This window comes from Mycobacterium montefiorense (assembly GCF_003112775.1).
Taxonomy (GTDB): domain Bacteria; phylum Actinomycetota; class Actinomycetes; order Mycobacteriales; family Mycobacteriaceae; genus Mycobacterium; species Mycobacterium montefiorense.
The window spans coordinates 32635-58503 of the sequence record NZ_BFCH01000008.1 but is presented as its reverse complement, the minus strand read 5'-3'; the positions used below and the strand labels follow the sequence as shown (position 1 = coordinate 58503).

Genomic DNA, 25869 nt, shown 5'->3' with positions numbered 1-25869 from the left:
ATGATGAGAGTGGCTCAGGCGTTTCCAGCGCTTGAAAGCATAAACGGTGCGGACTGTCTACGGCTGCTGCGTCAGGCAGGTGCCGAATCCGAACTTCGTCAGTTGATCGGACAATTGGTTCAGAACGGTCCGTTGGACTTCATTTTGATAGATGCGCGTCGTATCCTTAAGCGCCGCCGCCACCCCAGCTCAATGCGAGTTCTGGAATTAGCGGTGTTGGAGGCCGCAGCTGACGTCTTGCCATCTTCCGAGGCCTCCGAGGTGCTTGATTTAGTGCTCGAGGTGCTAGATGCCGGTGGACCAGAAGATCCGCCCGGGCGATGGCAAGCTTTACCAAAGCGACTAGAGAGTACTTGGGAAGCTGCTGCGGCGGTCGCCAACGCGGCCGGCGCGGCTGGCCGATTCGCTGACTATCTATTGAACTCACTCGACAGCACAAATATAGATGACGAGTTGTGGGATAGAGCATACGCCCGTGCTATCGGAAAGATTGAGTGGGAATCGGTTCCTGATCCAGTAGCGTCTGCGTGGCGTCGCACGCTGCAAGAATTAGAACCGGCTGCCAAGATTTCTCGTTCAGTTTTCATCGATGAAATTGGCGGCGGAGTCAGTGAATTGCCGGCGTCGGGATCATTGGCTGAGCATGCTGAGGCCATTAACTGGTATCTGCGAAACGGGAGAAAAATTCCTGATGAGCTCGTTAGTACGGCATCAGGACTGGCAATTGAAGGCGTTGGTAAAGTCAGAGCGGAGGCGCAAGGACGTAGGTATTCCAGAAGTTTGACGGATCCAGGTGAGATCCTGGCAGTGTTGCTCATCGAGGCCGGTAGACCGGAAATGTCGCGTCCGATGCTTGAGTTGTTGGCGGATTCCGAAGTGGCCCACGCTGCACGTGCCCGGGCCTTCGATTTGTTATCGGAAAACAAAGTGTCGCTCGTGGCCGATAAGATTGACGAGTTTCGTCGCTCTTTTCAGCGAGCGGTGTTGCAGCCAGACCGTTTCGCTTGGGACAGTTCACGGCGCTCGGAACTATTCGCTTCTGCGATGCGCTTTGGCGCCGTTTACGGAATACTGAACGAGTATGAGGCATTTAGCTATGTTGCTACCTTAGCCGCGTCAAATGATCGCTTTTTTAAGCTTGAAGCCAGTAAAAGTATGCGGGCTTTCGTGAAATCTACGAAGTTTGACTGGCTGTTGCCGATGGCGCTTCAGCTGAGTTTTGAAGTATTTCCGGATGTCAAGATTGTGGCAGTTCAGTCTCTTGCTGAATTAGCCAAAAATGGCGGCCGGCAAGCAAACGCAGCGACTGATCGCTTGAGCCAACTGCTTAACGATGGGGGAATTACAGTTCCCATGGCGGTTCTTCGCGCAATCAAGACTTTGAAAGTAGTGCCAACGCCGCTTCGAGATCAGGCAATCGCCATGACATCAAACCATCTCTCAAGACGTGTTCGGCAAGAGGCCGCCGGTATCGCCCTATAAAGGGTGGTCTGACGTTATTCTGTTGGCCCGGCGGGACCGAGTTGGTGTCGTTCCCAATGTCCGATTCCGCTGCTGATATCAACCCTTGCAAGAAGCGCGCTGCACGACTGATTTCGGCCTTGGAAACCAATGCCTTCTTGCTCTGGAACTCCACAACGGTGGGGTGCGGGTTTCGAAGCTGACGGGGAATGTCGAACGAGCGCATGGCGGTCAAGGCCTCGAAGTCTGGCTCCAGATAGACGGCCACTCCCAAGACGGGATCCATGCGCGTTGATTCCTGGGCAAGCCGCTGACCGTCGGGCAGGTGACCCGATTTTTCGAGACTGACCCGCATCCGCTGGATGTCGTCACTATCAGCATCAGGCCCGAGGTCGAGGCGACCACCTGCTGCGATGACATCGTGCAGCAACTCTTCGGCGCGGTCGCGGAGTTGCTGTTGTTCGCGTTCGCGCGCCGCCCTGGCTTGTTCCTCTCGGCGGGTGCGTTCTCGTTCTGCATCGATGCGTTTGGCTTCTTCTTGAAGGCGTCGGGTTCCTTCGGATGTGATTTGGGCAGCCCAAGTCTTTCCGCTGCCTGTGACGTGAAGGAAGCCACGGTTGTGGAGCGCACGCGCAGAGACGCGATGCGAGCTACCTTCGTATGCACCGTCTTTGCATCCGGTAGCGACCCACCGCAAGAGATCGAATTGGGCCACGCTCAGATAATTAGTGGCTCGTCCCACCCGCCATTCCCCTCGTTCAAAGCCAGGAGATCATCCTCGCCGAGGACCGTCCTGACGATCTCTGAGGCCGTCAGGCGTGACGGTACCGCCGCCAGGCGAAGACTCTAGGCCAACAATTTCCCCGGCTGAGTGCCACGTCCGCTCCCCACCCTTGCGACTGCGGCGCGAAGACTTGGCATGATGCGGTTCGTGGAGTTACACCCGTCGCGCAGCGACGCGCAGCAAGAGGTCTCGAACGACGAACAATCGACTTAGGCAGCGGCGTACGAGTCCAAATCGATGGTGTATCGGACGACTTCTCCGTCCTGGTGGAGGTATACGCCCACGTAGGTGTATTGAAGGCGGCGCATAAGAAGAAGCTAGCCACAGATGCATTCAAGCTTGCCTGACTCGGCTCGCGCCTCAACTCATCGCGGCTTGTGCTCGCGGTCCTTGATGTTCCTGCGGAAGCGTACTGCCGTAGTCCAAAGACTTGGTTGAGTGCCGCGCTGCTCGATCGCCATGTCGAGATTGTTCGCGTCGAGCTCACAAGCGCAGACTTCGCCAAGATTGCCGCCGCTCAAGTGCGCCAATATCGATAAAGAGCCGCTCCGTCTCAAAACTAAAGCGGGCGACCACAAACGAAGCGTGGCAAGAACTGCTGAACGCTAGTGGTTTGTGAGGAGTACGCGATTCCTTGATGAAATCGCCAGAACTCCTCAAGCGTGCTCCCACAGAACTCCATGGTCAGCAGGTCTGCTGCGCCCCCACGCCCCTATGTGATTCCGGGCTTGCGGGCAAGTCAGAGACGTGACACCCAGCCTGGACGGCTTAAGCTTGCCTGAGGTAATTCTTTGGGGGGTGAGCGTGCCGAACTCTACGGTCAAATGTCTGGACTGCGCCGTCCGATTTGACCCCAGGCCAAGTGGTCACGGGAAGGCGCGAAGCCGCTGCAAAGAGCACTCGCGCCAGCACCTAGCCCTAATGAAACGCGCCAGGAGAATGCTGCGGCGGGCGCAAGAATTCGGCGTAGAAGCTGAACTGGTCATTCCAGAAGAGGTCTTTGCGCGTGACAACTGGACCTGCAAGGTGTGCGGAAAGAAGATTCCGCCGCGGTCGCGATCTTTGAAAAATCGAACCTACTCGCACGAATACGACCCGTTGTCCCCTTCAATAGACCACGTCATTCCGCACAGTGCAGGCGGACCACACACCTACGACAACTGCACCACCGTCCACCGTCGATGCAATTCGTTCAAGAGTTCCGCACAGGACTATGTTCACGACGATCCCAATCGGACACGCAGGATAACGCGCGAACTTCCTCTGGATGTCGAGGCCGTAAGGGCGCGGTTGAAGTCCCAAACCGTCCGGCAAGAGGTGTCAGAACGTGGCCGCCAGCTTTATGGACTGAAGGACGACTGCCTGCTCTGGTCCGGGACCAAACCAAATGCCAGGGGCTATGCCGCTATGTACTTGGTTGGCGGGAAGGTGCGACTTGTCCACCGGGTGGCCTACGAAGTCGCCCACGGTGAGGGATCGATCGAAGGTCTCACAGTCGACCATCTCTGTGGTGTCCCCCTGTGCTGCAATGTCAAACACTTGGAAGCGGTGTCGAACGAGGAGAACGTCCGGCGAAGATCGTTATGGATCACTCATTGCGTCAATGGTCACGAATTCACCGAGGAGAATACTTACTACTTCCACACGGACGGGCATCGACGTTGTCGCCAATGCAACCGAGACGCCTACCATCTCCAAACGCTCGGCCACGAATTCGTACTGGACCAGGAAAACGCCCCCTCCAAGCGTGCACGCTGCCTTACCTGCCGGCTGGAAAAGGAATCCACGCCGCAGTTCTGCCCCTATGGTCATGAATACACGGCAGACAACGACAACGACAAGCGCGACAAACAAGGCAAGCGGATGTGCAGTCAGTGCCGACGCGACGACTACCACCTTAAAGTTCTCAATCACGAATTCGTACTTGACCGATCAAATCCGAGCTTGAAGCGCCAGCGATGCTTGATCTGCTACGAGGCTGCCGAGAATGCCACACACTGTCCCCGCAGCCACGAATACACCGAATTCACGATGGAGTACTCCGTGGATGGTTATCGCAAATGCGCGCAGTGTCGACTCGACCTTTTGCATTTTCCCAGGTATGGGCACAATTTCGAGATTGATACCGGCTACACCGGAAAGAAGCGCCGGTGTCTCGAATGCATGAGACAAAAAGAGGCATCGATTCCGTCTCACTGCAAGAATGGTCATGAATTCACCGCTGAAACAACGACTTATCACCGAACACGAGGCTCTCGAATTTGCGTTCTATGCGAACTCAACCGTAGTCACGTGCCCGCAACCGGTCACGAGTTTGTGATTGACCCCAACCACACCGGGGAGCTGCGGCGCTGCTTGACGTGCAAACAACAAAAGGCCGCGAGTCGGACGCACTGCGCTAATGGACATAAATTCTCTCCAGAAACGACCTTCTATCACACCTACACCGGCGAACCGCGCTGCGTCATATGTAAAATGAACTACCGGCATGTACCGACTTTCGGACACGAGTACGTTATCTACCCCACCGCCAACGGCAGGCGCTGCCTAACTTGCATTGAGAACAAGCAAAAGGAGAGCGAAAGCCGCGGACCTCTTAGCGCGAACACGCGAGGCTACTGATTCCGGTTCAGCGAGAGTGCGGGCGCGATGCCCGCACACTTTCATTGAAGAAGGTCCGCCCGGTGCCATCGTGCCGATCGGGCGAATACCCCGGCTGCCCCGCCACTCGGAGTACGCCACACGGGTTTGCACACACCGCCGCCCCAGGCGCCGCACGGCGCATTCCTACGTCACCGGCCCGGCCTTAAAGACGGCCAGCATCCACGCTGCCGAACGAATCTCCATCTGGGGTACACCCCCATGCTGGGCAACGGCCGCTAGTTCCTCACGTGTCCATCTAGGGTAGATTGCCGGATTGTTTGACAACTGCCCATCGACTTTTCAAAGTCTATCTGGACAGATGGGATCGGAGATAATGGGCCAGCGGATCGGTTATCAGCGTGTCAGCACAGTCGACCAGAACGCGGATCGGCAGCTCGACGGGGTCGAGTTGGACAAGATGTTCGTTGACAAGGCCAGCGGCAAGGACACGCAACGTCCTCAGTTGGCCGCCTGTCTCGATTACATCCGCGAAGGTGACATCTTGGTGGTCCACTCGATGGACCGACTGGCACGCAACCTCGAAGATCTGCGCCGGATCGTTCGGGAACTCACCTGCCAGGGCGTTAAAGTCCAGTTCGTCAAAGAAAACCTGACCTTTGCCGGCGACGACTCGCCCATGAACACGCTGCTGCTGTCGATGCTTGGAGCAGTCGCGGAATTTGAGCGTTCGATGATCTTGGAGCGTCAACGCGAGGGAATTGCCCTCGCCAAAGCTGCCGGGAAGTACAAGGGCCGGAAGGCGGCCCTCACCGATAAGCAGGCAGACGAGCTTCGCGCTCGCCTGGCTGCGGGGGAGCCTGTGACAGCACTCGCCAAGGCTTTCGGCATCAGCAGACAAACGGTTTACAACTATGCGGCTTGATCTCTCAAATGATGCCTAGCTGGCGCATCAGTTCTTCGTCTTCGTAGCGGCGACGGTCCTCGTCGTAAGCATCATTGACGCCGTCACGAGCGGTATCTCCTCGTGGACGAGCACGCTCCTCGCCGATGCGGTCCTCAAGTCTTACCCGCCTTCCCAGGCCACCGCGCTCCATGGCCAGTATCTGTGCGGTGTCGACGACGTCGGCGGGCACGGAGTACGCCGTGCCTTCCTTGTCCAGCAACCTGACCTCGACCAGAGTTCTCAGAGCATCGCGCGCTGCGTCACGTCCCATCCCACCCGCGGCGGCGACTTGGGATGCCTTGCGGAAACCTACATCGACCAGATCGAAGACGTGAGACGCACGGCCCGTCAGGCCGTCGCTTAACCAGACATCATGAAGTGGATCAACCTGCAGCCCCTTAAGGGGGGCTGCTTCCTTACTTATATCTGTAGGCATTTCCCCCACTTTGGGGGTGTACTCGCGGGTGCCCTCGTCGGTGCTTCTCAAGACATGCAGATGGGCAGATTCGATCAATCTCCGCAGGGCGCTACGGACGGTCTTCGTCTCAAGTCCGGTTTCGAGGACGAAGTCCCGGAAGCTGACGGCGGGCGTCGTCACCGAGCCCAGTGATGAGCAAATGGACACCACCGCGAACATCACCTTGCGGTCGGACGCCTTACTCCAGTGGCCGTACCGTACGTCGTGCTTAGCCAAACGCAGGCACTCGTCCACATACCGCGACCGAGGCCGATGCATTGGCGCAGACGAAGTCGCAGCCTTCCTCGCCGCGCTGGCGATCATCTGCTCGAGCTCCTCGGTGTCGTCGCCCGAATACGCGCACCTGAGCATGTCCGCGCCGTCGTTGCCTGCGCCTCGCAGAATTGGAATGGCGACCTCGGTGAACACAGCATTGCGTTCACTCGGCCCAGCAGCAGCCCACTTTTGCACTAACGCCGCGACGGCTCCGGCAGCCTCGTCGGGGTCCACCGATGGGGATTTTTGGGACGGTTGACCCTTATCGATGGCGGCGATCAAGGCCAGCGGTGCAGATGCCGGCTCGATGTCGTTTGCCAACGTGTATTTGCGGTCTATCCCATCGTCGCAGCGGACGATGCTGCCTGGGAGCATCACGGCGTCGGGAATGTCGATTCCGGTGCCGAGCGGCCGGTTTGTAGCAACGACAACGTCACTCGGAATGGTGAAGATCAGGTGTGCGCCAGGTCCAGCGGGGTGTTGGGTGACTGTGTGGACGGTCCTCGTGTCGGGCAGGGCAGCAAATCGCTGCCGCAGTGACTCCACGGACCCGCCGTTCTTCGGGTCGACGTCTACAATCAGAAGCCCGCCGGTGCCATTCCGCACCTTGGCGTTCCCCTTGAGCATGTCGGTGTTCCGTTCGGTGTCCCGCCACGTCCAACTGCCGCACCCCTTGCGGGTGTTCTTCGTCTTACCCCAGCCGGGAATGACGACGCATTTCCGGTCTAGGTAGAACTGGAGGTACTTCATCGCGGGCATATGGCCTCACCCAATCACGATTCGGCCCCAGGTGATGCATGAGGTCCACCTCATGTTGACGCATCTGCCTTACCACCGAAAAGGGTTGTCATCGTGTAGTGCTGTATTGCACGCGGGGCATGCTGTGGGCTTGGGTCCCCACTCGTCGGTCCAATTGAGATAACACAAGCGATATTTCGCCTTATTGTGCGCGAGGTTTTGGTTCACGCGGTCCGCATTCGCGTGCCAGTCGTGGACACGGGCGGCATAGACATCGGCATCGGTGAGTCCTTGCTCGGGGTGGTAGTAGGACGCTTCAAACAACGGTCGGTGGCGATGCCGAAGATTGTCTGTGTCCCAGCTGTCCGATGGCCGCACGCAGACCCGGCGGATCGCGGATGTCGCGCCGGCCCCACGCATCTCATGGACCCAGGCAGTCGCATGCTGGACCGCTTCCTCGAGGTCATCGAATCTCTCATGCGAGCTCAGCATCGCCATGTTGTCGCCCCAAGCTAAGGCGTATCGGGCGGTTGCCAGGTAGCTGTTCTTATTGCTTCTTCCCACGGCTGCGGACTCTAATGATCTTTGCGTCGTTCCGTGTCAAGGCTGTGAGCTCGAGCTATTCGACTGGTGTGAGCGCGATTTCCCCGTCCGATCCGATGGTCATGCCCTGGATGCCCCGCTCGCGCATCGCTGCGAATAGCTGCTGCCAGTTGGCAACAGCCCCTCTGGGTTGCATATGTTCAGTCAGCTGGTGAATATCTCCGAGATCGAGGCGCAACTGGTCTCGGGTGACATCAAGCCGCACGTTCATTGACCTCAGCCATATGTTGCGCCCTTCAACGTCTTGCCGATCCCACCAATCGCCGAATGTCCCACCCGTCGGCTTCCACATCCACCCAGCGGGTTTGACTGCTCTCTCTGACAACTCCGCTTGGCGGGCAGAGAGATTCGCGATTCGCTCATCTAACGCGGCACGTTGCGGCGTTCCGGTGCGGAACGCGACGGTCCCTAGTTGGCTGGCGAGATCCACCAACGTCGCGTCGATGTCTGCGAGCTCAACCGAATGATCGGTGCCCATGTCCCAAACACGTTCTTGCCGTTCGGATTTGCCGAGGAGTGTTGGGACCAGGCGCAAAACAATTTCGTCGGCAGTGTCGAGCCTGACGGTTCGGTTCCCACAGGACCTGCGTTTCTGGATTGATCGGCATCGGTAACGGGGAAACTGACTGTGACTACCGCCGTTGAATCGGTAGAAAGGTTCCCCGCAAGTTCCGCAATAGATGACACGCAGCAGTAGCGACGTCGAGCGCTTGGTGGGCTCTCCGCGATTACTTCGGTTCAACAGCTCGACCGCGAGCCGCTCGAAGACCTCACGAGTCAGGATTGGCTCAGCACGGATCACCGGGGAGCCATCGTCATTCCGTACTGACGCTCCGTTAGAGACTGCGTGCCCGAGCATGGCTGGTGATATCAGCGATCTCTTGAGTTGTGTTGAACTCCAAGGAAAGTCCTTCACATCTCGCCTCTGCGCTTTGGCGAAACTGTCCTTTGGTGTGAGGACGCGACGACTGGTCAGGTCCTCGGCTACCCGCTGTAGCGGCTCTCCGTCGAGGACACGCCTTACAACCTCTCGAATTGTGCCGACTTGCTCTCCGTCCTGGACCAACCGCCATGTTCCCGACGCGTCGTCAGGCAGGTAACCCCAAGGCGGCACGCCACCGCGCCAGCGGCCGGCCTTGATGTTGTGCCTCGCCGCCGATGCGTTGCGCTCGGAAATAGCAGCCAGTTCCATCTCGGCCACTTTGGCCACCAAGAGCGCGATGATGTCGCCAAATTGAGTCGACAGATCGAAGTGTTGTTCGGTGGCCGACACCAGTGTGACGGAATGTTCTCGTGACCAGCGGATTAGATCGGACAGGTCGAACAGTCGTCTAACGATCCGGTCGACACGGTAGAAGACGATCACCTCGTACTCGCCACTGCGTCCTGGGTCGACCTTGCCGTCTCCGATCCACTGCCGCAAAGCCGGCCGCTCGAACGGACTGGTCTTGCCTGCCGATACATCCAAATCCTCGGCTATCCCCACGACGTTGTAGCCCCGTTGGCGGCATAGTTCCTGGCAGATCTCCAGTTGCAGCTCAGGCGAATTCGTGACCTCGGTGACTCTGGAGAGCCGGATCACGATCAGCGCACGCATGGCTGCAATCTAACACTACCGAGACGGCGGTTGTCGACAAGCCCGCCAATGAAGACGACGACCACGGCCACGGTCACGGTCATGGTCATGGCCACCATCATCACTGAGTGAGTTTGTGCAAAACGCCCCCGGTCATTCGGCCGGGGGCGTTTTGTTTGCCTCGACCGCGACGATTGTTAGGCTGGCGCACCACGGCGTTGGGGGGCACGAGCATGAGCTATCCGCAGCAGTGGCCGCCGCCGCAGCCACCGCAGCAATGGCCCCCGCCGTACCCACCGCCGGGACCGTATCCGCCTTATTCGCCAGCGCCGCGCAAGACCAATCGCGTGTTGATAGTTGTGCTCGCGCTCGCAGCGACGGTCGTTCTGGTACCGGTGGCGTTGGTCGGGCTTTTCGTGATCCGCGACATTGTCCACGACGGTCTCGACGGGCGCGGAGGCGCTAAGAAGGCAACCTCCCTCTCGGACTTCGATGTGGTCTGCGATGGCGGGTCAATCACTAACGCCGCCGCGTACGGGAAGCCGTACAAGATCGCCGCGTTCGCTCCCTACGACGAGCCCAACCCGATGCGCGAAATGACAAACGCCCGCTGGAGCGAAGTCATGCTCGACTCCCGTGCCGACTACCGGGCGAACCCCGGCGACTTCCTGTCGACGAATGTCGTTGCCTGCCTTACCCGCAAACCCGGAACCGAGGTGAAGTCACTCACCTGCAGCCTCAGGACCGACACGGGTGAACACGTGACTGTCGACTATTACGCCGTCCAATACAACATCGAACTTCGCGAGGCGAGGACCGGCAAGCACATCGCACAACTCGGAACGGTGGACGGCCCCGCGGTCAGCTGCCCATTCCTCGTATGGGTCAACAAGCGCGACCCCAAGACGTACGCGGGACCGGATACTGCGGCAGTCGATGCCAAGCTCGCTGAATTCGCGCACAGCTGATACATGGTCAATTCGGGCGGCTACTGGGCCACCGGCTGGATCGACACCAGCCGAAAGCCATCGGCATTGGCGTCATCGGGCACGAACCGGACGACTGTGGTGTTGGGGGGAAATTGGGTGGCCAGTCCATTCAGCTCTCTTGGCAGGAAGGCTCGGGACTTGGCTTGCCCGTACCAATCCGGACCGGACGGGATGGCGTCGTTCACGCGGTCAATCGCGGCATCCCAGCGTTGGACTGGGTCCGGTGGCGAATTCCCAAACCCGGCTGACCGAAGGTACGCATCCAGTTGTCCCGCGAGGGTAATTGGAGCCACGCCGCCGACTGGGACCCCGGTGATCGTCCCGTCGATGGTGTTCGCGGTCACCGAGGTCAGCCTGACGCTGCATACGTTGTCGGCGCCGGTGGTGGCCGAGTTGCAGACGTCGGGCAGCGGGGCGGCGTGAGCCGAGGCAATGCCGACGACGGCAGGAATCAGGACGGCAGATATCGCGGCAATCACGCTAGTCCGATCGTCAGGCATCGAGTCCCCTCGACGGCGAGAGCGACACCAATAGAAAGCTGATGAACCCTTCTTGTGCCGCCGAGGCCTCGTGATCGGCCGCCGCGATCGGAGCGAGTTTGCGGCCGGCACTCCACGCTGCGGCCAGAGCAGGTCGAGCAGAAACGGGACCAACCCCAGCCTGAACAACACCGTCTGCATCTCCGAACACTATGGGCGTGCGGCCGCGTGCGCCTGGGAATGCTCTCAAGTCGTGATCGCTAGCCGGAAGCGCTCCCTACGGCACGACGGCGCGCACGAAGTTCTCGGCGAATACGTCGCAGGTGGTGTCGATGTCGGGCAGCTGCAAGCCGGGGACATTCGGCAGCAGCGGCCGGGTGAGCATGTGAATCAGGATGGGGCCCAACAGTTGTTGGGCCAGTAGCGGTAGGGGCATGTCGCGGATATGTCCAGCATGAATTTCGGTGTCGAACCAGCGACCGAGTGTGCCCAGTAAGCGCGGTGGGCCGTAGGCCGCCAGCGACTGCACGGCGGGACTGCTAGGTCGTGCGAAGGCCTCGGCGAATATAGCCGGCGCAACGCGGGGTTCGCGGCTCAGGGCATTCGCCACCGTTCGGTAGAAGCCGCGCACCATCTCGAGCAGGTCATCGCTGGGACGCGCCAGGTATTCCTCGATATCCAGGATGGGGCTGTAACGCTCGAAGACCGCCCGCATCATTTCGTCGCGCCCGCCGAAAACCGCGTGCAGGCTGTAAACCGAGCAATCGGCGCGGGCGGCGACGGCTTGCAATGTTGCCGCGGCAAGGCCGGATTCGCTGATCAGGGTCGCGGCGGCAGCCACTGCCCGGTCGCGGACGGGGGGCAGGCCGCCGGGGTCGACGCCGGCCGCGCGGACGGCGTCGTTCAGGGCGGTGCGCGATCCGTCGAAGCGCCGCAGCAGGGTGCTGCGCGAGATGCCGGCCTCCGCGGCGATCAATGCGACCGGAACGTCGGCGACGTCCTTGCCCAATTTCTCCGCGGCGCGCAGTGCGGCCTCCACCACCTGTGGCGTCGACACCGGTCGGGCCATACCGTCTCCTTCCAACATGTGATACATTACCTTATGTATGCTGCAATTGTATTCCACAACTGCACGAGGAGCACACCATGACACAAGTTCTGCAGACCCAGGTCTGCGTTGTCGGGGGCGGGCCCGCCGGCCTGGTTCACGCCCTGCTGCTCGCTCGCGCCGGAATCCGGGTCGTCGTCCTGGAAAAGCACAACGACTTCCTGCGCGACTTCCGCGGCGACACCGTGCACCCAAGCACCCTGCGGATCATGGACGAGCTCGGATTCATCGACGAGTTCCTGAAGCTGCCGCACACCAAGATCGACCGACTTGCCTTCGACACCGGTGGCTCGATTCGCACCCTCGGCAACTTCAAGGTGCTCAAACGGCTGGGCTTCAAGCAGCCCTATATCGCGATGATGCCGCAGTGGGACTTCCTGGACTTCCTCGCCGAAAAGGCTTCCGCCTACCCGGAATTCACCTTGATCCGCAATGCCGAGGTGACCGACCTGATCTGCGACGGCGATCGGGTGGTTGGGGTGCGCACGCCGGATCTAGAGGTGCGGGCCGAGTTGGTGGTGGCCGCCGACGGGCGAAAGTCGGTGGTGCGCGCGGCGGCGGGATTGCGGACCGCCGCGGCGCACTCCCCGATGGACGTGCTGTGGTTTCGGCTGAAATGGCGGCCAGGGGACCCCGAAGAACTGTTCGGGGTGGTCCGCAAAGGCCTGCTGATGGCGATGATCTACCGGGGCGACTACTGGCAGGTCGCCTATCTGATGCCGAAGGGCGCCAGCCCCCTGGGCGGATCGCCGGAGGAGTTCAAGGAGCGAATCGTCACCGCACAACCGCGGCTGCGTGAGCACGTCAACGATCTGACGTCGTGGGACGACACCAGCGAGCTCGACGTGCGGGTCGACCGGCTGCAGACGTGGTGGCGCACCGGCCTGCTGTGCATCGGCGATGCCGCACATGCGATGTCGCCGGCCGGTGGGGTCGGTATCAACCTCGCGGTCGCCGATGCCGTGGCCGCGGCCAATATCTTGTGCGCCCCGCTGCGCGAAGGCCGGCTGACCGACGCCGACCTGGCCAAAGTGCAGCGCCGCCGCGAGCTGCCGACTCGGATCATCCAGGCGGGTCAGGTGCTGGTGCAGGACAAGGCGGTCGCGCCCAACTTGAGCGGTGACCTGTCGCCGATCCAGATTCCGAAGATCATCGGTTGGGGCCCGCTGCAAGCGCTTCCGCCGATCTTCGTCGGGCGCGGTTTCCGCCCAGAGCACGTACGGACTCCTGACATACACGCCTGGGCTGATTCGCGGTAACTCGGCTAGGGTGAATTGCCATGTCGCCGAGTGACAGTGATTCCCTGGTAACGGCTCACAGCGCGATCCGCGCCTTCTGGGAGCAGGAGGGTGCGCGGTATGACCAGAAGGACGCGCACGGCATCTTCTCCGATGCCGAACGGCAGCTGTGGACAACGACTTTGGGCGCGATCCCGCCCCGCTCCCGGGTGCTCGACATCGCCACCGGCACGGGATTTCTCGCGCTGCTATTGGCCGAACTTGGTCACCAGGTGACCGGATTCGACGCGTCGCAGGCAATGCTGGGCAATGCTCGCGCTAAGGCCGCCGAGCGCGGGATGTCCATCACCTTTGTGGAGGGTGTCACCGAACGGCTGCCGTTTCCCGATGCCAGTTTCGATGCCGTGACGGCCCGGCACTTTATCTGGACCCTGCTCGAACCCGACAAGGCTTTCGCGCAATGGCGCCGCGTCTTGACTCCAGGTGGGACGCTGATCGCCGACTCCTCACTCAATACCCAAGTGGCAGCGCATCATTACTCCGATGACGTTGCGGCGGCGTTGCCGTTCAGCGGAGTCGGTGACCCCGCTCCGATTGTCGACGCCCTTCGGTCCGCGGGCTTCGGGGAGGTTGACGTCGATATCCACGATGACGAGGGTGAGCGCCGGCGTGCGGTGCTGCTGGCTCGGGCGACTGTTGGACGGTGAGGACATTTTGGTCAGTCGGCTCGAGGAAAACCGATCCCTGTATCTGGCGTATCTGAAGTGCTGTAACGAGCACGATTTCGATGCAATGACGTCGTTCTATACCCCGACCATCAAGGTCAACGACGCCCCAATGGATCCCGCTGCCGTTGCGGCGCAATTCGCGCCGATCGTCTTCGCCTTCCCGGACTGGCATTGGGAGATGCGGCACATCGTCGTCGATGACGACTACATCGCGGTGCACTTCACCGTCACCGGAACCCATCGCGGCGTCTTCGGGGGCATAGCGGCGACCGATCGCCGGGTGAGCATCTCGGAATTCACTCTTTATCGCGTCGAAGGGGGCAAGTTCGCCGAGGTTTGGGACCTCGCCGACATGGGCGCGGTGCTGGCGCAGATCGGCCGGGGCTAGCCGCCCGCCCAGGTGTGTGGAAGCATCGGCGTCGTCGGGCCTCCGCCGAATTCGTTGCCGGCCAACGTGGTCAACCCTGCCGCATCGCTCACCGTCTTTCTGGTAACTGTGTCGGCGAACCCCAGGTTCCCGGCGGAGGACACGATAATTTCTTCGCCGGGTGCAGCGCCCCAGTCCGGTGCGACCTCGATATTCATGTCCATGAATTCATCGCGGTATCCGCGCGTACCTGCGCGTCGCCGTCGGCGCAGCATGGCCTGCTCTCGGGCGGCCGCTGCGGTGACCGCGGACGCCGGTGCCGAGGCGACAGCGGACTTCGGCTCGCGCGCTTTGGCTTCGATGACTGCCCCGGCCCTTATGTTCAGCCCGCCCACAATGTAGGGGAAACCGCCTGGACCCGTAGTCGGGGGCGGACCCCCCACCACGGGGGCCGCGGCGGGCCCGGACACGTGAACCGGACCTGACGCCGGCGCGGTGACCGGCGCGGCGGCCGGGGCAGGTACTGGGCTTGCGGAAGTGGGAGCCGTCGATATCGGCACGGTGGTTGGCATCGCGACGGGTGCGGCTCCGGTGGGTATCCCGGCCAGCCCGGCCAGTCCCGGCAGGCCACCGGCAGCTCCGAGGCCGGCCACTGCGCCGACGCTAGCGGCCATTACCGGAAGCGCGACCGTCAGCAACTGTGGAAGCAATTGAGGAAGGAACTGAATAAGTTCGAAAAGTTCGACTAGCCGCCAGAAAATGAATTGGCTGAGTTCGGACAGTAGGACCGCGAAGATCTGCGCTGGTGTGTGCGCATTCGCGAGGGCCTGCGGCAGGTAAACAAAGAGCCCGAGGTAGGTCTGGTACAGCCACGTCGACGGAGGGCCGCCGAAGTTAAACCCGGCATCCCTCCACGCCCCGATCAGGAAGTACCACAAGTCGTAAAAGAACGACGTACTCGGATCGGGAGGGCTGCTTGCCGCGAAGCTCGTGGCATCGGCAGTCGCAGCAGCACGTAGCACAGTTGGGGCGGTAGTTGTGACAGGCGTCGCCGCCAGCGCGGTGCTCGACACCGTCTGATAGACGGTCATCGTGGTCGCGGCCTGGACCCACATCCTGGCATAATCGGCTTCGTTGACTGCAATCGGAATGGTGTTAATACCAAAGAAATTCGTTGCCAGTAACGCTGCGTGGATGGTGTGGTTGGCGGCAAGTTCGCCCAACGTCGGCATCGCCGCCAACGCACTGACATACGCCGCTGCCGCCGTCTCGTGCTGAGCCGATGCGCTGGCACTGTCAGCGCTGGCCTGCATCAGCCACATCAGGTACGGCACATGCGCGTCGACGTACTGTTGCGCGCTCGGGCCGTCCCACGTCCCCGCTCGCATCTGTCCCAACAGCGCGCCGAGCTCGTCGGCGGCCGAAGCATATTCGGCGCTCAGCGATGACCACGCACCTGCCGCGGCTAGCAGCGAACCTGATCCCGGACCGACAGACAACAGCGCGGAATGCACCTCCGGAGGGAAGGCGATCCAGATGGGTACCGTCACCGTCGACCGCCCTCAGCAGGATGCGAAGTTGCCAGCTGATCGATCACAGGCGAAATCGGCAGGGCCGCATGGTCTTCCGTATTCGTCGTCAAGCCTGCGCTTGCATACAGTGAACCCCACACGTTGGTACTAGTCGGCGGATTGCCAAGACAAGTTCCTCGAGAAAGGACTGGCATCACGCGATAGCGACTCGAATCTAACGAATATCCTTGTAGCATAACATATTTCATGTTCCGACCTATCGGGACAACACATGATGTCAGCGGCTTGTGTCAAACGCTGGTGAGTGCTTAGGGTGCCGCGCTCAGGTTCCGGGCGGCAGGCTGGGTGGAGTCGTTCCGGTCGTCGTCGGTATCGACGCGACGGCCGGCGTGCTGGTGACCGTGCTGGTACTGACCGAGGGCGGGGGCACGATAGCAGTGGTGGTCGCCGTCGTGACGCTGCTCGTCGTCGCGGTGGACGACTTTCGCAGTTCAGCCGCGGTCAGCAAGTTGGTGGTGGTGACGGGTCTAGCCGATCCATCGGAGCGCACCTGCAAAGCGGTCAGGTCGCCACTGGCGGGAAAACCCGAGTGTTCCGCGGCAGGGTAGACGCTCCCGGCCGATTCGAAGCCTGGCGCCGCGCAGTTGCCCACTGGCGCATGCGTCGGACCGGCGGACCGGGGATCATTCCGTTGGAGCTGGCCGGCAACGCGGTCGAGGGCGTCTCGCTGCTGAGGTTCTCAATGGCACCCGCGTCGCCGAGAATGCGCGGCGCGCACGAATCGCGGCTGTCACCGCAACGATGTGGCGACCCGGACCTCCGAGGTGAGGGTCTGATGGACGGGGCAGCGTTCGGCGATGAGCAATAACCGATCCCGTTGCGCGTCGTCGAGGGCGCCGGTCAACTCGATTTTCCGATCGATGTGATCGACCCATCCGGTTTTGGTTTCGCAGTCGGCGCAGTCTTGAGCGTGAATCCGCGAGTGCCGCAACGTGACTCGAATACTCTCGAGTGGCCAGCCCTTGCGGTTTGCGTACATCCGCACTGTCATCGAGGTGCATGCACCGAGGCGGCAAGCAGCAGATCGTAGGGATTGGGCCCGGCGTCGTCGCCGACCGGTCGTGGCTCATCGGCGATGAATTGGTGGTGGCCGGCGGTGATCTGCTGCGTATACGTTCCCGCGCCCGTCTCCGCGACGGTCACCGTGCCCTCGGCCGGCACCGCGTCCTGGCCAGTCTCCTGTGTGGTCATGCGACCGATCGTCGCACGACTGTGGGTAGCGCTTGGTCAGCTCCCGAGGCCGGCGGCGGACGCAAATGCCGTGAGTTCGCGCTCGATGTCGGATCCGGCTGGCTGGTAGACGATCTCGGTGACTCCTTGAGCGGCGAGTCCGGCAATCTTCTCTGTCAATTGCTCGGCGGTACCGGTCAACGCCATCGAGCTCGCGAACGGGATCAGGTCGGCAACATGCGGCTCGTCACACGGATTGGCTTTGACCAGATGTCCTTGGTGGATCGCGAAATGCCGCTCGTCTTCGGGGTAGGCCTCGATCTTCTCCCGCCAGCCCTGCCCACCCGGCAGAGCGTCGACCGCCGCGGCGCCGCCGCCACGCTCGTAGACGGCGTGGTAGAGCACCGCCGCGGCCGGCCGCGCGGCATCGGTGACGCGCGGCGACGTCAGGTCCTCTGCTTCGTCGAGCACCGTACCGAAGCACAGCAGCGCCCGCCAGTCCGCCGCTTTCGCGGCATCGGGCTGTGGCACGGCCGCGGAGAAGACGCCGTCGCCGAGCTCCGCCGCAACGGCGAGGCCCTTGGGGCCGTCGGCGCCGATCAGGATCGGCACTTCGATCGGCCGCGGCGCCCCGAAACCGGGCAGCTGCAGCATCCGGATCTTCGCCCCTTCCCATTCCGCGGCTTCGCCGGCTAGCAGAGCCTTCAAGCACCGCACGTATTCGGCGACCTGCCGCCACGGCATGGCTCGTTGGCCCAGGGCGTTTCGGCCGGTAAAGCCTGAACCGATTGCCACCGTGACGCGCCCCGGCGCCTGGCTCACCAGTTCGGCGATCGCAGCGGCGTTGACAATCGGATGCCGCAAGCTGGGAACGAGTACACCGGGACCGAGGCCGATGCGCGACGTGCGCTCCGCGCAGCGGGTGAGAACCATCCACACGTCGGGATACAGGGCCGGAGAGTCGTAGAGCCACGCCCGCTTGTAGTGCAGAGTCTCGGCCAGCTCCACGTGGGCCGGGGTGTTCGACGACGTTGCGAACGCGCACGAGAAGTCCATGCTCGAACTCTAGTGAGGATGTCGCAGTTTTCCGTGTAGTTGATCACCGATAGCCGAAAGCCAACGAGGTCAGGCGAATTGACAACGTGCGATATCAATGCGGCCTTGCAGTGCGGGCTCGTTCGAGGGCCGGCCGTCCGTCCGGGAATAGTAGCGTTCAATACAGTATTATATGATACGAATAGCAAAGTTCCGGATGGTAGGTAGGCGATCATGGACGTATACGAGGCAGTCACAAGTCGGCGGGCAGTGCGCGGATACACCGACCAGCCAGTGCCGAGAGAGGTGCTTGAGCGGGTGCTGTCCGCCGCGGCGCGGGCACCGTCGGGCTCCAACATTCAGCCGTGGAACATCTACGTGGTGACCGGTGCGCCGTTGGCCGCGCTGAAAAAGCGCGCGGTCGAGCGGGTGGCCGCGGGCGTCGCGTGGGACGAGCGGGAGTACGAGATGTACCCGCAAGCGCTGAAGTCCCCGTATCGCGACCGGCGGTCCGCGTTCGGCAAGGAGCGCTACAGCGCACTCGGTATTGCGCGCGAAGATTGGGAGGCACGGCAGCGGGCGGCCATTGCCAACTGGGATTGTTTCGGCGCCCCCGCAGCCCTGTTCTGCTACATCGATCGCGACATGGGCCCGGCCCAATGGGTCGACCTTGGAATGTATTTGCAGACGGTCATGCTGCTCCTACGCGCCGAGGGCCTGGACAGCTGCCCGCAGATGGCGTGGTCGCAGGTTCGCGAGACAGTCGCGGAGACACTTTGCCCCCCGGGCCGGCTGATGCTCTTCTGCGGCATGTCAATTGGCTACGAGGACCCGGCGGTCAGTTACGTCCGTACCGGGCGGGCGCCGCTGGACGAAACGGTGACATTCGTCGACGACGAGTCGCCCGAATTCCAAGAGACCGGACCCGACCCGGTTTTGGGTCTCGCTGAAACTCTCCGAGCGTCATGACTGGTGACGCCCGCAGGCGCGGGGCCGCCGCGCGTGCGACCGACCGCCCCGGCGATCCGTCGCCATTCGCGCTCGGTTTGTTGCTGCGCCGGGCGCACTGGCATGCGGCCGCGGTGATGTCAGAAGCGCTGCGGCCGCTGGGCATCGAGTTGCGACATTTCGCCGTGCTGCTCGTACTCGTCAACCGCGGGCCCACGGAGCAGCGGGATTTGGTCGATGCGACGGGCTCGGACAAGGCGGGAATCATGCGGGTCGTGGACGACCTGGAGCGCAAGAAGCTCGCGGTGCGCAAATCGGTGCCCGGGGATCGGCGGGTGCGTGCTGTGGAGATCACCGCCAAGGGAATTGAGCTTTTCGACGCCGCTCACCTCGCCGCGGAGCCACTGGCTGAGCGACTAGTGTCGGCAATGCGGCCGGGCGAGGCGGCGCAATTGTCCGATCTGCTCACGCGATTCGCTGCTGCCGCCGAGCGGTAGGCGAGATTTCTTCGATGCTGACTAGGCCGAGCGGCGGATACCGCGGTTGCGGCCGATGTCGCCCTTCAGCAGCATGTCGCGTTCCGATTCGGACAGGCCGCCCCACACTCCGTAGGGCTCAGCGACATCCAGTGCGTGCGACCGGCACTGCTGGATCACCGGGCATTGCCGGCACATCTCCTTGGCGCGCTGCTCACGCTGCATGCGGGCACGGCCACGCTCGCCGTCGGGATGAAAGAACATCGACGAGTCAACACCGCGGCACAGTCCCTGCAGTTGCCAGTTCCAGATGTCCGCGTTGGGCCCGGGTAGCTGCTCCGGCTGTGGCATGGCTAGTTCCCTCTCTGCACGGCACGCCCAAGTGAGGTTAGGTTCGCAAAGTGAGTGTGCAACTGATTTAAGGGTGGTGTCACCGATGACTACCCGTCATTGCTAGAACTTAGGTGGGTTGATGAATTTCCGTCAATAGGCGTTTAGTGTGACAAAATATGTAGCGGTTTGAAGAGAATTAACTCTACGTTCATCTGCAACGCATTTCGGGTAGGAGAACGGTGCTACCAGGCACTTGACCGAAGTAAGATTTCCCAGCTCAGAGTACAAGGACTAGTAGAAGCCATTTATTACACAGATGATTGTGATTAACATTTCGGTAACATCATCACCATGAACTGTTTACTTCTATCACCGTGATTGAAACTCCCCATACTTCGATGATTGAGTCGGCCCTGGCTGCGGCCGCGTTCGGCGATCAGCCCGCACGCTGGCCTCTGCCGACGGCGACCACAGCAAACGAGTTGTGGCTGCGAGCTGTTGCGGCCGGCGGGCAGGGCCGTTACGGCAGCGCCTACCGAGACCTGGCGGCGCTGCGCCGCGGCAATGCCTCGGGTCGGCTCGTCTCACTGGCCCACAGCACGCACGGATCGTTTCTGCGCCAACTCGGTTGGCACGCGCGCGCCCGCGGCTGGGACGGCCGTGCCCTCGCGCTCGCCGGCACCGACCCCGAAGCTCGCGCCGACGCCCTGATTGGATTGGCGGCCGACGCTTTGGGCATCGGCCGCTTCGCTGCTGCGGCGGCGTTGTTGGCGTGGGCGGACTCGGCGTTGGCGGCCGCCTCTGTGCCGGATCGGTTGCCGGTGCGCCGGCGATGGGTCGGTGCCGAGTTGGCGATGGCTCGCGGTGATGGCGCGGTCGCGGTCCGTGAAGCCGAGCAGGCCGTCGAGCTAGCGCAGGCCATCGGGCCAGCATCGGAGCGGCACCGGGTGAAGAGCGAAGTGGTGCTCGCCGCCGCGCTATGCAGCGCCGGCGACACCGAGCGGGCCCGCGCCGTGGCCGATGCCGCGCTGGACGGCACCGAACGATCGGGGCTGATACCCCTGCGCTGGGCGGTGGCTTGCTTGCTGATCGATATCCGAAGCGTCACATTTTCGGCACAAAAGCTGGCCGAAATTCGGGATGTCTGCGCAGGCCAGGTGCGGCGCGCCGGTGGAACCTGGCCTGCCGCCTGAAACGGCTTGCGGCCGTTATGGTCATTGCGAGAGTTAGCCCGCGATGTGTCCGGTTTGTAACGTTGGAGATACCGCCGTCGATGACAATTCAAGGTGAACGTCTCGACGCTGTGGTTGCAGAAGCCGTAGCGGGAGATGGGAACGCCCTACGGGAGGTGCTGGAGACCATCCGTCCGATTGTGGTGCGATATTGCCGGGCGCGAGTCGGCACAGTCGAGCGGGGGGGCCTGACAGCCGACGATGTGGCTCAGGAGGTGTGCTTGGCGACTTTGACGGCACTGCCGCGTTATCGGGATCGAGGACGCCCGTTTCTGGCCTTCCTGTACGGCATTGCGGCACACAAGGTGGCCGATGCCCATCGCGCCGCTGGCCGCGATCTCGCCTACCCCTCCGATTCCGTTCCCGAGCGCTGGTCGTCCGAGGCAGGCCCTGAACAGCGAGCCCTCGAAGCCGATTCGGTCAGTCGCATGAACGAATTACTCGACATCCTTCCCGCCAAGCAGCGCGAGATTCTGATCCTTCGCGTCGTCGTCGGCCTGTCTGCCGAAGAGACTGCCGCCGCCGTTGGCGCAACGCCAGGAGCCGTCCGGGTAGCTCAGCACCGAGCTTTGTCGCGGCTCAAATCCGAGATGGTTGCAGCAGGTGACTATGCCTGAATTTGGTTTCTCAGACCGACCAGGGCTCGACGAGTTGAGCCGGACCGATCTGCTCCTGGATGCGCTCGCCGAACGCCAACGGATCGACGTCGACGATCCCAACGACGATGCGTTGGCCGCCCTGCTGGGGGATTGGCGCGACGACTTGCGGTGGCCGCCGGCCAGCGCACTGGTTTCGCCGGAGGAGGCCGTGGGGGCGCTGCGCGCCGGGATGGCCGAGCAGCGGCGTGGCAGGCGCGGACTGGCGGCGATCGGCTCGGTGGCGGCGACATTGTTGGCCCTCAGCGGGTTCGGCGCCATGGTGGTCGAGGCCCGACCCGGGGGGACCCTGTACGGGCTGCACTCGATGTTCTTCGACGAGTCGCGGGTCAACCAGAACCAGACCATGTTGTCCGCCAAGGCCGACCTGGCGAAAGTCAAGCAACTGATCGACAAGGGGCAGTGGACCCAGGCCGAGAATCAGCTGGCGGAAGTCAGCAGCACCGTGCAGTCGTTGAACGACAGCGCCGGTCGAAAAGAATTGCTGGACGAGATCGATCTGCTGAACGCGAAAGTCGATTCACGCGACCCGAATGCGACGCTCCCGCCGGCCGCGCCGCCGCCAAGCTCGGTGGTGCTTCCGGCTCCGCAGTCGCAAATTTCCGCGACACCAAAGGCAATCAGCCCGAGCGCAACCCTATTGGTGCCCAGTCAAAACCCGAGTCTTGCTGCGAGCCACAGCCACCATCGACACCAGTCATCGGTCGCGCCAAGCAATACGCCCTAGAAAGCGGGCCGCTCAAACACTCAGTGTCGCCGGTGAAATCCGTCGGCGTCTGACGTCGCTTCGTTGAGCGAGGCGTCGGCGTATCCCCGGCAGTAATCCCACGTGACGTAGGCATCGGGCTCCGGGTCGTAAGCAGGCTCATGGGGGCGGACGGTGCCGTCGATCAGCAATTGCAGCAGGTTGGACCGCAGCATGTCCCAGTCGTGATAGTGGTCTTGCTGACACTCGTCGCAGCACACCACAAGTCCGCGAATTCCCTTGTGCGCCAACAGTGCTTCGTAAACGGCCAGATCGGCCAGGTCCGCTTCGACCGCCATCCGTTCTTGCTGATCCAGAGGCTGTCCAGGCTCGACAGCGTCCAGCGCCGCCGACGGGTCACACGGGTCGTCCGCGAACGGGTCGGGTGGCAAACCCGGGGGGAGGTGGTCACGCACGCCCCTAGCCTACGCAGGCGGGCCGTGCTAACGCCAGCAGGTAGACGCGCGTCGCCCGCGGTCCGATTTGGGGCGGGCGGCACGCCAGCAGGTGCAACTCCTCGACGGTCGGGACCGATAGGATGGGGTGGTCGCTCCGCGCGCGTATGGAGGGTTTCACCGATGTCCCGTGGCACGTCCCATCTCGAAGACAGCTCCGACCTGGTCGCAAGTCCCTACCTGCGCGTCGGCGGTTTGACCGACGATCCGGTGCCGACCGGGGGAGATAACCCGAACAAGGTGGCGATGCTAGGCCTGACCTACGACGATGTGCTGCTGCTGCCGGCGGCGTCCGATGTGGTTCCCGCGACTGCCGACACCTCCAGTCAGCTAACCAAGAAGATCCGGCTGCGAGTGCCGCTGGTGAGCTCGGCGATGGACACCGTCACCGAGTCGCGGATGGCCATCGCGATGGCCCGCGCCGGCGGCATGGGTGTGCTGCACCGCAACCTGCCGGTCGCCGAACAGGCCGGCCAGGTCGAGATGGTCAAGCGCTCCGAAGCCGGCATGGTCACCGACCCGGTCACCTGCCGCCCGGACAACACGCTGGCCCAGGTTGACGCGCTGTGCGCCCGGTTCCGAATCTCCGGCCTGCCCGTCGTCGACGACTCCGGCGCGCTCGTCGGGATCATCACCAACCGCGACATGCGGTTTGAGGTCGACCAGACCAGGCCGGTCTCCGAGGTGATGACCAAGGCCCCGCTGATCACCGCCCGCGAGGGCGTCAGTGCGGACGCGGCACTGGGCCTGTTGCGCCGCAACAAGATCGAGAAGCTGCCTATCGTCGACGGCCACGGCCGGCTGACCGGGCTGATCACCGTCAAAGACTTCGTCAAGACCGAACAACACCCGCTGGCCACCAAGGACAGCGATGGCCGGCTGCTGGTGGGCGCCGCCGTCGGTGTCGGCGGTGACGCCTGGGTGCGCGCGATGATGCTGGTCGACGCCGGCTCCGACGTGCTGATCGTGGATACCGCGCACGCGCACAACCGCACCGTGCTCGACATGGTCGGCAAGCTCAAGGCCGAAGTCGGCGAGAAGGTCGAGGTGATCGGCGGCAACGTCGCCACCCGCTCGGCCGCCTTGGCACTCGTCGAGGCCGGGGCCGACGCCGTGAAGGTCGGGGTGGGGCCGGGTTCGATCTGCACCACCCGCGTGGTTGCCGGGGTAGGTGCACCTCAAATCACCGCGATCCTGGAAGCCGTCGCGGCCTGCGGACCGCACGGTGTGCCGGTCATCGCAGACGGCGGACTGCAGTATTCCGGCGACATCGCCAAGGCGCTGGCGGCCGGCGCATCGACGGCCATGCTGGGCTCGCTGCTGGCCGGCACCGCCGAGGCGCCCGGCGAGCTGATCTTCGTCAACGGCAAGCAGTTCAAGAGCTACCGCGGCATGGGGTCGCTCGGCGCGATGGCAGGCCGCAGCGGCGGCAAGTCGTACTCCAAGGACCGCTACTTCGCCGACGATGCGCTCTCCGAGGACAAGCTGGTGCCCGAGGGCATCGAGGGCCGGGTGCCGTTCCGCGGCCCGCTCTCGTCGGTGATACATCAGCTGACCGGCGGTCTGCGCGCCGCGATGGGCTACACCGGCTCGCCGACCATCGAGGTGCTGCAGCAGGCGCAGTTCGTCCGGATCACCTCGGCCGGACTCAAAGAGAGCCACCCCCACGACGTCACCATGACCGTCGAAGCGCCGAACTATTACGCGCGGTGAGCAGCGAACTGAACATGGTCGAGATCGGGATGGGCCGCGTCGCCCGTCGCACCTACGAACTCAGCGAAGTCAGCATCGTGCCGTCCCGGCGCACCCGCTCGTCGCAGGACGTCTCGACGACCTGGCAGTTGGACGCCTACCGATTCGAGATCCCCGTGGTGGCGCACCCGACCGACGCGTTGGTGTCGCCGGAGTTCGCGATCGAGCTGGGCCGGCTCGGTGGACTGGGCGTGCTCAACGGCGAGGGGCTGATCGGCCGGCATGCGGACGTGGAGGCCAAGATCGCGCAGCTGATCGAGGCCGCCTCCAAGGAGCCCGAACCCTCGGCGTCGATCCGGCTGCTGCAGGAGCTGCACGCCGCGCCGCTGAACCCGGACCTGCTCGCCGCCGCGGTGGCTCGCATCCGCGAGGCCGGTGTGACCACCGCGGTACGAATCAGCCCGCAGAACGCCCAGTCGTTGACGCCGGTATTGCTGCAGGCCGGCATCGACCTGCTGGTCATCGGGGGGACCATCGTCTCGGCGGAGCGGGTCGCCTCCAACGGCGAGCCGCTGAACCTGAAGAGTTTCATCTCCGAGCTCGACGTGCCGGTGGTGGTGGGCGGCGTGCTCGATCACCGCACCGCGCTGCACCTGATGCGTACCGGCGCCGCGGGTGTCATCGTCGGCTACGGCTCTACCCGGGGCGTGACCACCAGCGACGAGGTGCTGGGCATCAGCGTGCCGATGGCCACCGCGATCGCTGACGCCGCGGCGGCGCGCCGCGAATACCTCGACGAGACCGGCGGCCGCTACGTGCACGTGCTCGCCGACGGTGACATTCACACCTCCGGTGAGCTGGCCAAGGCCATCGCCTGCGGTGCCGACGCGGTGGTGCTGGGCACGCCGCTGGCCGAAAGCGACGAGGCGCTCGGCGGCGGGTGGTTCTGGCCGTCCGCCGCGGCACACCCGTCGCTGCCGCGCGGGGCGCTGCTGCAGATCGCCGTCGGTGAGCGACCGCCGCTCGAGCAGGTGCTCAACGGGCCGTCCGACGATCCGTTCGGCAGCCTCAACCTGGTCGGCGGTTTGCGCCGGTCGATGGCCAAGGCCGGCTACTGCGACCTCAAGGAATTCCAGAAGGTCGGCTTGACCGTCGGCATCTAGGGCTTTGGGGGCATTAACGGA

Annotated in this window: 25 protein-coding genes and 2 pseudogenes; 14 read left to right on the top strand and 13 right to left on the bottom strand. The window is 62.8% G+C overall.

The annotated features are described in order from the left end of the window. Positions 1–9: 9 nt before the first annotated feature. Positions 10–1482, top strand: a complete 1473-nt coding sequence (locus DB708_RS27035; RefSeq protein ID WP_133250983.1) for a hypothetical protein — start codon at positions 10–12, stop codon at positions 1480–1482. On the opposite strand, the gene DB708_RS06080 is transcribed toward DB708_RS27035, so the two are convergent. Next, on the bottom strand, positions 1373–2176 hold the full coding sequence (locus DB708_RS06080; RefSeq protein WP_235616651.1) for a hypothetical protein: 804 nt from the start codon (positions 2174–2176) through the stop codon (positions 1373–1375). The genes DB708_RS27035 and DB708_RS06080 overlap by 110 nt on opposite strands. A gap of 990 nt (positions 2177–3166) precedes the next feature. Between DB708_RS06080 and DB708_RS06075 the strand changes: the two genes are divergently transcribed. Together DB708_RS06075 and DB708_RS06070 are read left to right on the top strand one after the other, a co-directional pair. Then, positions 3167–4867, top strand: coding sequence for an HNH endonuclease (locus tag DB708_RS06075; RefSeq protein ID WP_108921057.1), 1701 nt, complete (start codon positions 3167–3169; stop codon positions 4865–4867). A 355-nt stretch (positions 4868–5222) separates the two neighbouring features. After that, positions 5223–5771 (top strand): recombinase family protein, encoded by a 549-nt coding sequence (locus DB708_RS06070; protein WP_108921156.1) that lies wholly within the window; start codon positions 5223–5225, stop codon positions 5769–5771. Positions 5772–5775: 4 nt separating this feature from the next. Here DB708_RS06070 and DB708_RS06065 read toward each other — a convergent pair whose 3' ends face one another. Beyond that, on the bottom strand, positions 5776–7284 hold the full coding sequence (locus DB708_RS06065) for a bifunctional DNA primase/polymerase (protein WP_108921056.1): 1509 nt from the start codon (positions 7282–7284) through the stop codon (positions 5776–5778). Between the two features lie 598 nt (positions 7285–7882). Then, a complete protein-coding gene (locus DB708_RS06055; protein ID WP_108921054.1) occupies positions 7883–9463 on the bottom strand; it encodes a recombinase family protein in 1581 nt (526 codons plus the stop codon). A gap of 212 nt (positions 9464–9675) precedes the next feature. On the opposite strand from DB708_RS06055, the gene DB708_RS06050 reads away from it, so the two are divergent. Beyond that, positions 9676–10410: a hypothetical protein gene (locus DB708_RS06050; RefSeq protein WP_235616650.1), complete on the top strand. Its 735-nt coding sequence runs from the start codon at positions 9676–9678 to the stop codon at positions 10408–10410. Positions 10411–10430: 20 nt separating this feature from the next. Here DB708_RS06050 and DB708_RS06045 read toward each other — a convergent pair whose 3' ends face one another. From DB708_RS06045 to DB708_RS06035, 3 genes and pseudogenes are all read right to left on the bottom strand, one after another. Continuing rightward, a complete protein-coding gene (locus DB708_RS06045) occupies positions 10431–10931 on the bottom strand; it encodes a hypothetical protein (RefSeq protein ID WP_108921053.1) in 501 nt (166 codons plus the stop codon). Further along, positions 10924–11058: pseudogene (locus tag DB708_RS27550) on the bottom strand (hypothetical protein); the annotation flags it as partial. The gene DB708_RS06045 and the pseudogene DB708_RS27550, both read right to left, overlap by 8 nt. Positions 11059–11187: 129 nt before the next feature. Then, positions 11188–11979, bottom strand: a complete 792-nt coding sequence (locus tag DB708_RS06035; protein ID WP_108921154.1) for a TetR family transcriptional regulator — start codon at positions 11977–11979, stop codon at positions 11188–11190. A gap of 77 nt (positions 11980–12056) precedes the next feature. Between DB708_RS06035 and DB708_RS06030 the strand changes: the two genes are divergently transcribed. Genes DB708_RS06030 through DB708_RS06020 form a run of 3 tightly spaced genes read left to right on the top strand, consistent with a single transcriptional unit; the run spans position 12057 to position 14372 of the window. After that, on the top strand, positions 12057–13277 hold the full coding sequence (locus tag DB708_RS06030) for an FAD-dependent oxidoreductase (protein WP_108921051.1): 1221 nt from the start codon (positions 12057–12059) through the stop codon (positions 13275–13277). Between the two features lie 20 nt (positions 13278–13297). Continuing rightward, a complete protein-coding gene (locus DB708_RS06025; RefSeq protein ID WP_108921050.1) occupies positions 13298–13963 on the top strand; it encodes a class I SAM-dependent methyltransferase in 666 nt (221 codons plus the stop codon). Continuing rightward, positions 13914–14372 carry an ester cyclase gene (locus DB708_RS06020; protein WP_165839750.1) on the top strand — a complete coding sequence of 153 codons (459 nt, stop codon included), beginning with the start codon at positions 13914–13916 and terminating at the stop codon, positions 14370–14372. The genes DB708_RS06025 and DB708_RS06020 overlap by 50 nt, the downstream gene beginning before the upstream one ends. On the opposite strand, the gene DB708_RS06015 is transcribed toward DB708_RS06020, so the two are convergent. From DB708_RS06015 to DB708_RS06000, 5 genes and pseudogenes are all read right to left on the bottom strand, one after another. Continuing rightward, a complete protein-coding gene (locus DB708_RS06015; RefSeq protein WP_108921048.1) occupies positions 14369–15901 on the bottom strand; it encodes a PPE family protein in 1533 nt (510 codons plus the stop codon). The two genes, DB708_RS06020 and DB708_RS06015, sit on opposite strands and share 4 nt — an antisense overlap. A 304-nt stretch (positions 15902–16205) precedes the next feature. Then, a pseudogene (locus DB708_RS27545) lies at positions 16206–16568 on the bottom strand (superoxide dismutase family protein); the annotation flags it as partial. Between the two features lie 105 nt (positions 16569–16673). Further along, the gene (locus DB708_RS28165) at positions 16674–16934 is read right to left on the bottom strand and encodes an OsmC family protein (protein ID WP_338103947.1); all 261 of its coding nucleotides are present in this window, start codon (positions 16932–16934) and stop codon (positions 16674–16676) included. After that, positions 16931–17134 (bottom strand): OsmC family protein, encoded by a 204-nt coding sequence (locus tag DB708_RS28160; RefSeq protein WP_338103946.1) that lies wholly within the window; start codon positions 17132–17134, stop codon positions 16931–16933. Before DB708_RS28160 ends, DB708_RS28165 begins: the two co-directional genes overlap by 4 nt. Before the next feature lie 36 nt (positions 17135–17170). Beyond that, complete coding sequence (locus tag DB708_RS06000; RefSeq protein ID WP_108921047.1) at positions 17171–18169, bottom strand: LLM class flavin-dependent oxidoreductase; 999 nt, start codon at positions 18167–18169, stop codon at positions 17171–17173. A 213-nt stretch (positions 18170–18382) separates the two neighbouring features. On the opposite strand from DB708_RS06000, the gene DB708_RS05995 reads away from it, so the two are divergent. Continuing rightward, positions 18383–19117 carry a nitroreductase gene (locus DB708_RS05995; RefSeq protein WP_165839749.1) on the top strand — a complete coding sequence of 245 codons (735 nt, stop codon included), beginning with the start codon at positions 18383–18385 and terminating at the stop codon, positions 19115–19117. Beyond that, complete coding sequence (locus tag DB708_RS05990; protein WP_108921045.1) at positions 19114–19593, top strand: MarR family winged helix-turn-helix transcriptional regulator; 480 nt, start codon at positions 19114–19116, stop codon at positions 19591–19593. The genes DB708_RS05995 and DB708_RS05990 overlap by 4 nt, the downstream gene beginning before the upstream one ends. Before the next feature lie 21 nt (positions 19594–19614). Here the strand turns inward: DB708_RS05990 and DB708_RS05985 are convergent, their stop codons facing one another. Beyond that, positions 19615–19923, bottom strand: a complete 309-nt coding sequence (locus tag DB708_RS05985; RefSeq protein WP_108921044.1) for a WhiB family transcriptional regulator — start codon at positions 19921–19923, stop codon at positions 19615–19617. 356 nt (positions 19924–20279) lie between these two features. On the opposite strand from DB708_RS05985, the gene DB708_RS05980 reads away from it, so the two are divergent. From DB708_RS05980 to DB708_RS05970, 3 genes are all read left to right on the top strand, one after another. Beyond that, a complete protein-coding gene (locus DB708_RS05980; protein WP_235616649.1) occupies positions 20280–21098 on the top strand; it encodes a hypothetical protein in 819 nt (272 codons plus the stop codon). An 80-nt stretch (positions 21099–21178) separates the two neighbouring features. Then, on the top strand, positions 21179–21754 hold the full coding sequence (locus DB708_RS05975) for a sigma-70 family RNA polymerase sigma factor (protein WP_201263433.1): 576 nt from the start codon (positions 21179–21181) through the stop codon (positions 21752–21754). After that, the gene (locus DB708_RS05970; protein ID WP_108921041.1) at positions 21747–22520 is read left to right on the top strand and encodes an anti-sigma-D factor RsdA; all 774 of its coding nucleotides are present in this window, start codon (positions 21747–21749) and stop codon (positions 22518–22520) included. The genes DB708_RS05975 and DB708_RS05970 overlap by 8 nt, the downstream gene beginning before the upstream one ends. Positions 22521–22540: 20 nt before the next feature. On the opposite strand, the gene DB708_RS05965 is transcribed toward DB708_RS05970, so the two are convergent. Further along, positions 22541–22954, bottom strand: coding sequence for a DUF5319 domain-containing protein (locus DB708_RS05965; RefSeq protein ID WP_108921040.1), 414 nt, complete (start codon positions 22952–22954; stop codon positions 22541–22543). 162 nt (positions 22955–23116) lie between these two features. On the opposite strand from DB708_RS05965, the gene guaB reads away from it, so the two are divergent. Both guaB and DB708_RS05955 read left to right on the top strand, forming a co-directional pair. Then, positions 23117–24706, top strand: a complete 1590-nt coding sequence (gene guaB, locus DB708_RS05960; RefSeq protein ID WP_108921039.1) for an IMP dehydrogenase — start codon at positions 23117–23119, stop codon at positions 24704–24706. A gap of 14 nt (positions 24707–24720) precedes the next feature. Continuing rightward, entirely contained in the window at positions 24721–25848 is a 1128-nt protein-coding gene (locus DB708_RS05955; protein WP_108921153.1) for a GuaB3 family IMP dehydrogenase-related protein, read from the top strand. Positions 25849–25869 lie beyond the last annotated feature (21 nt).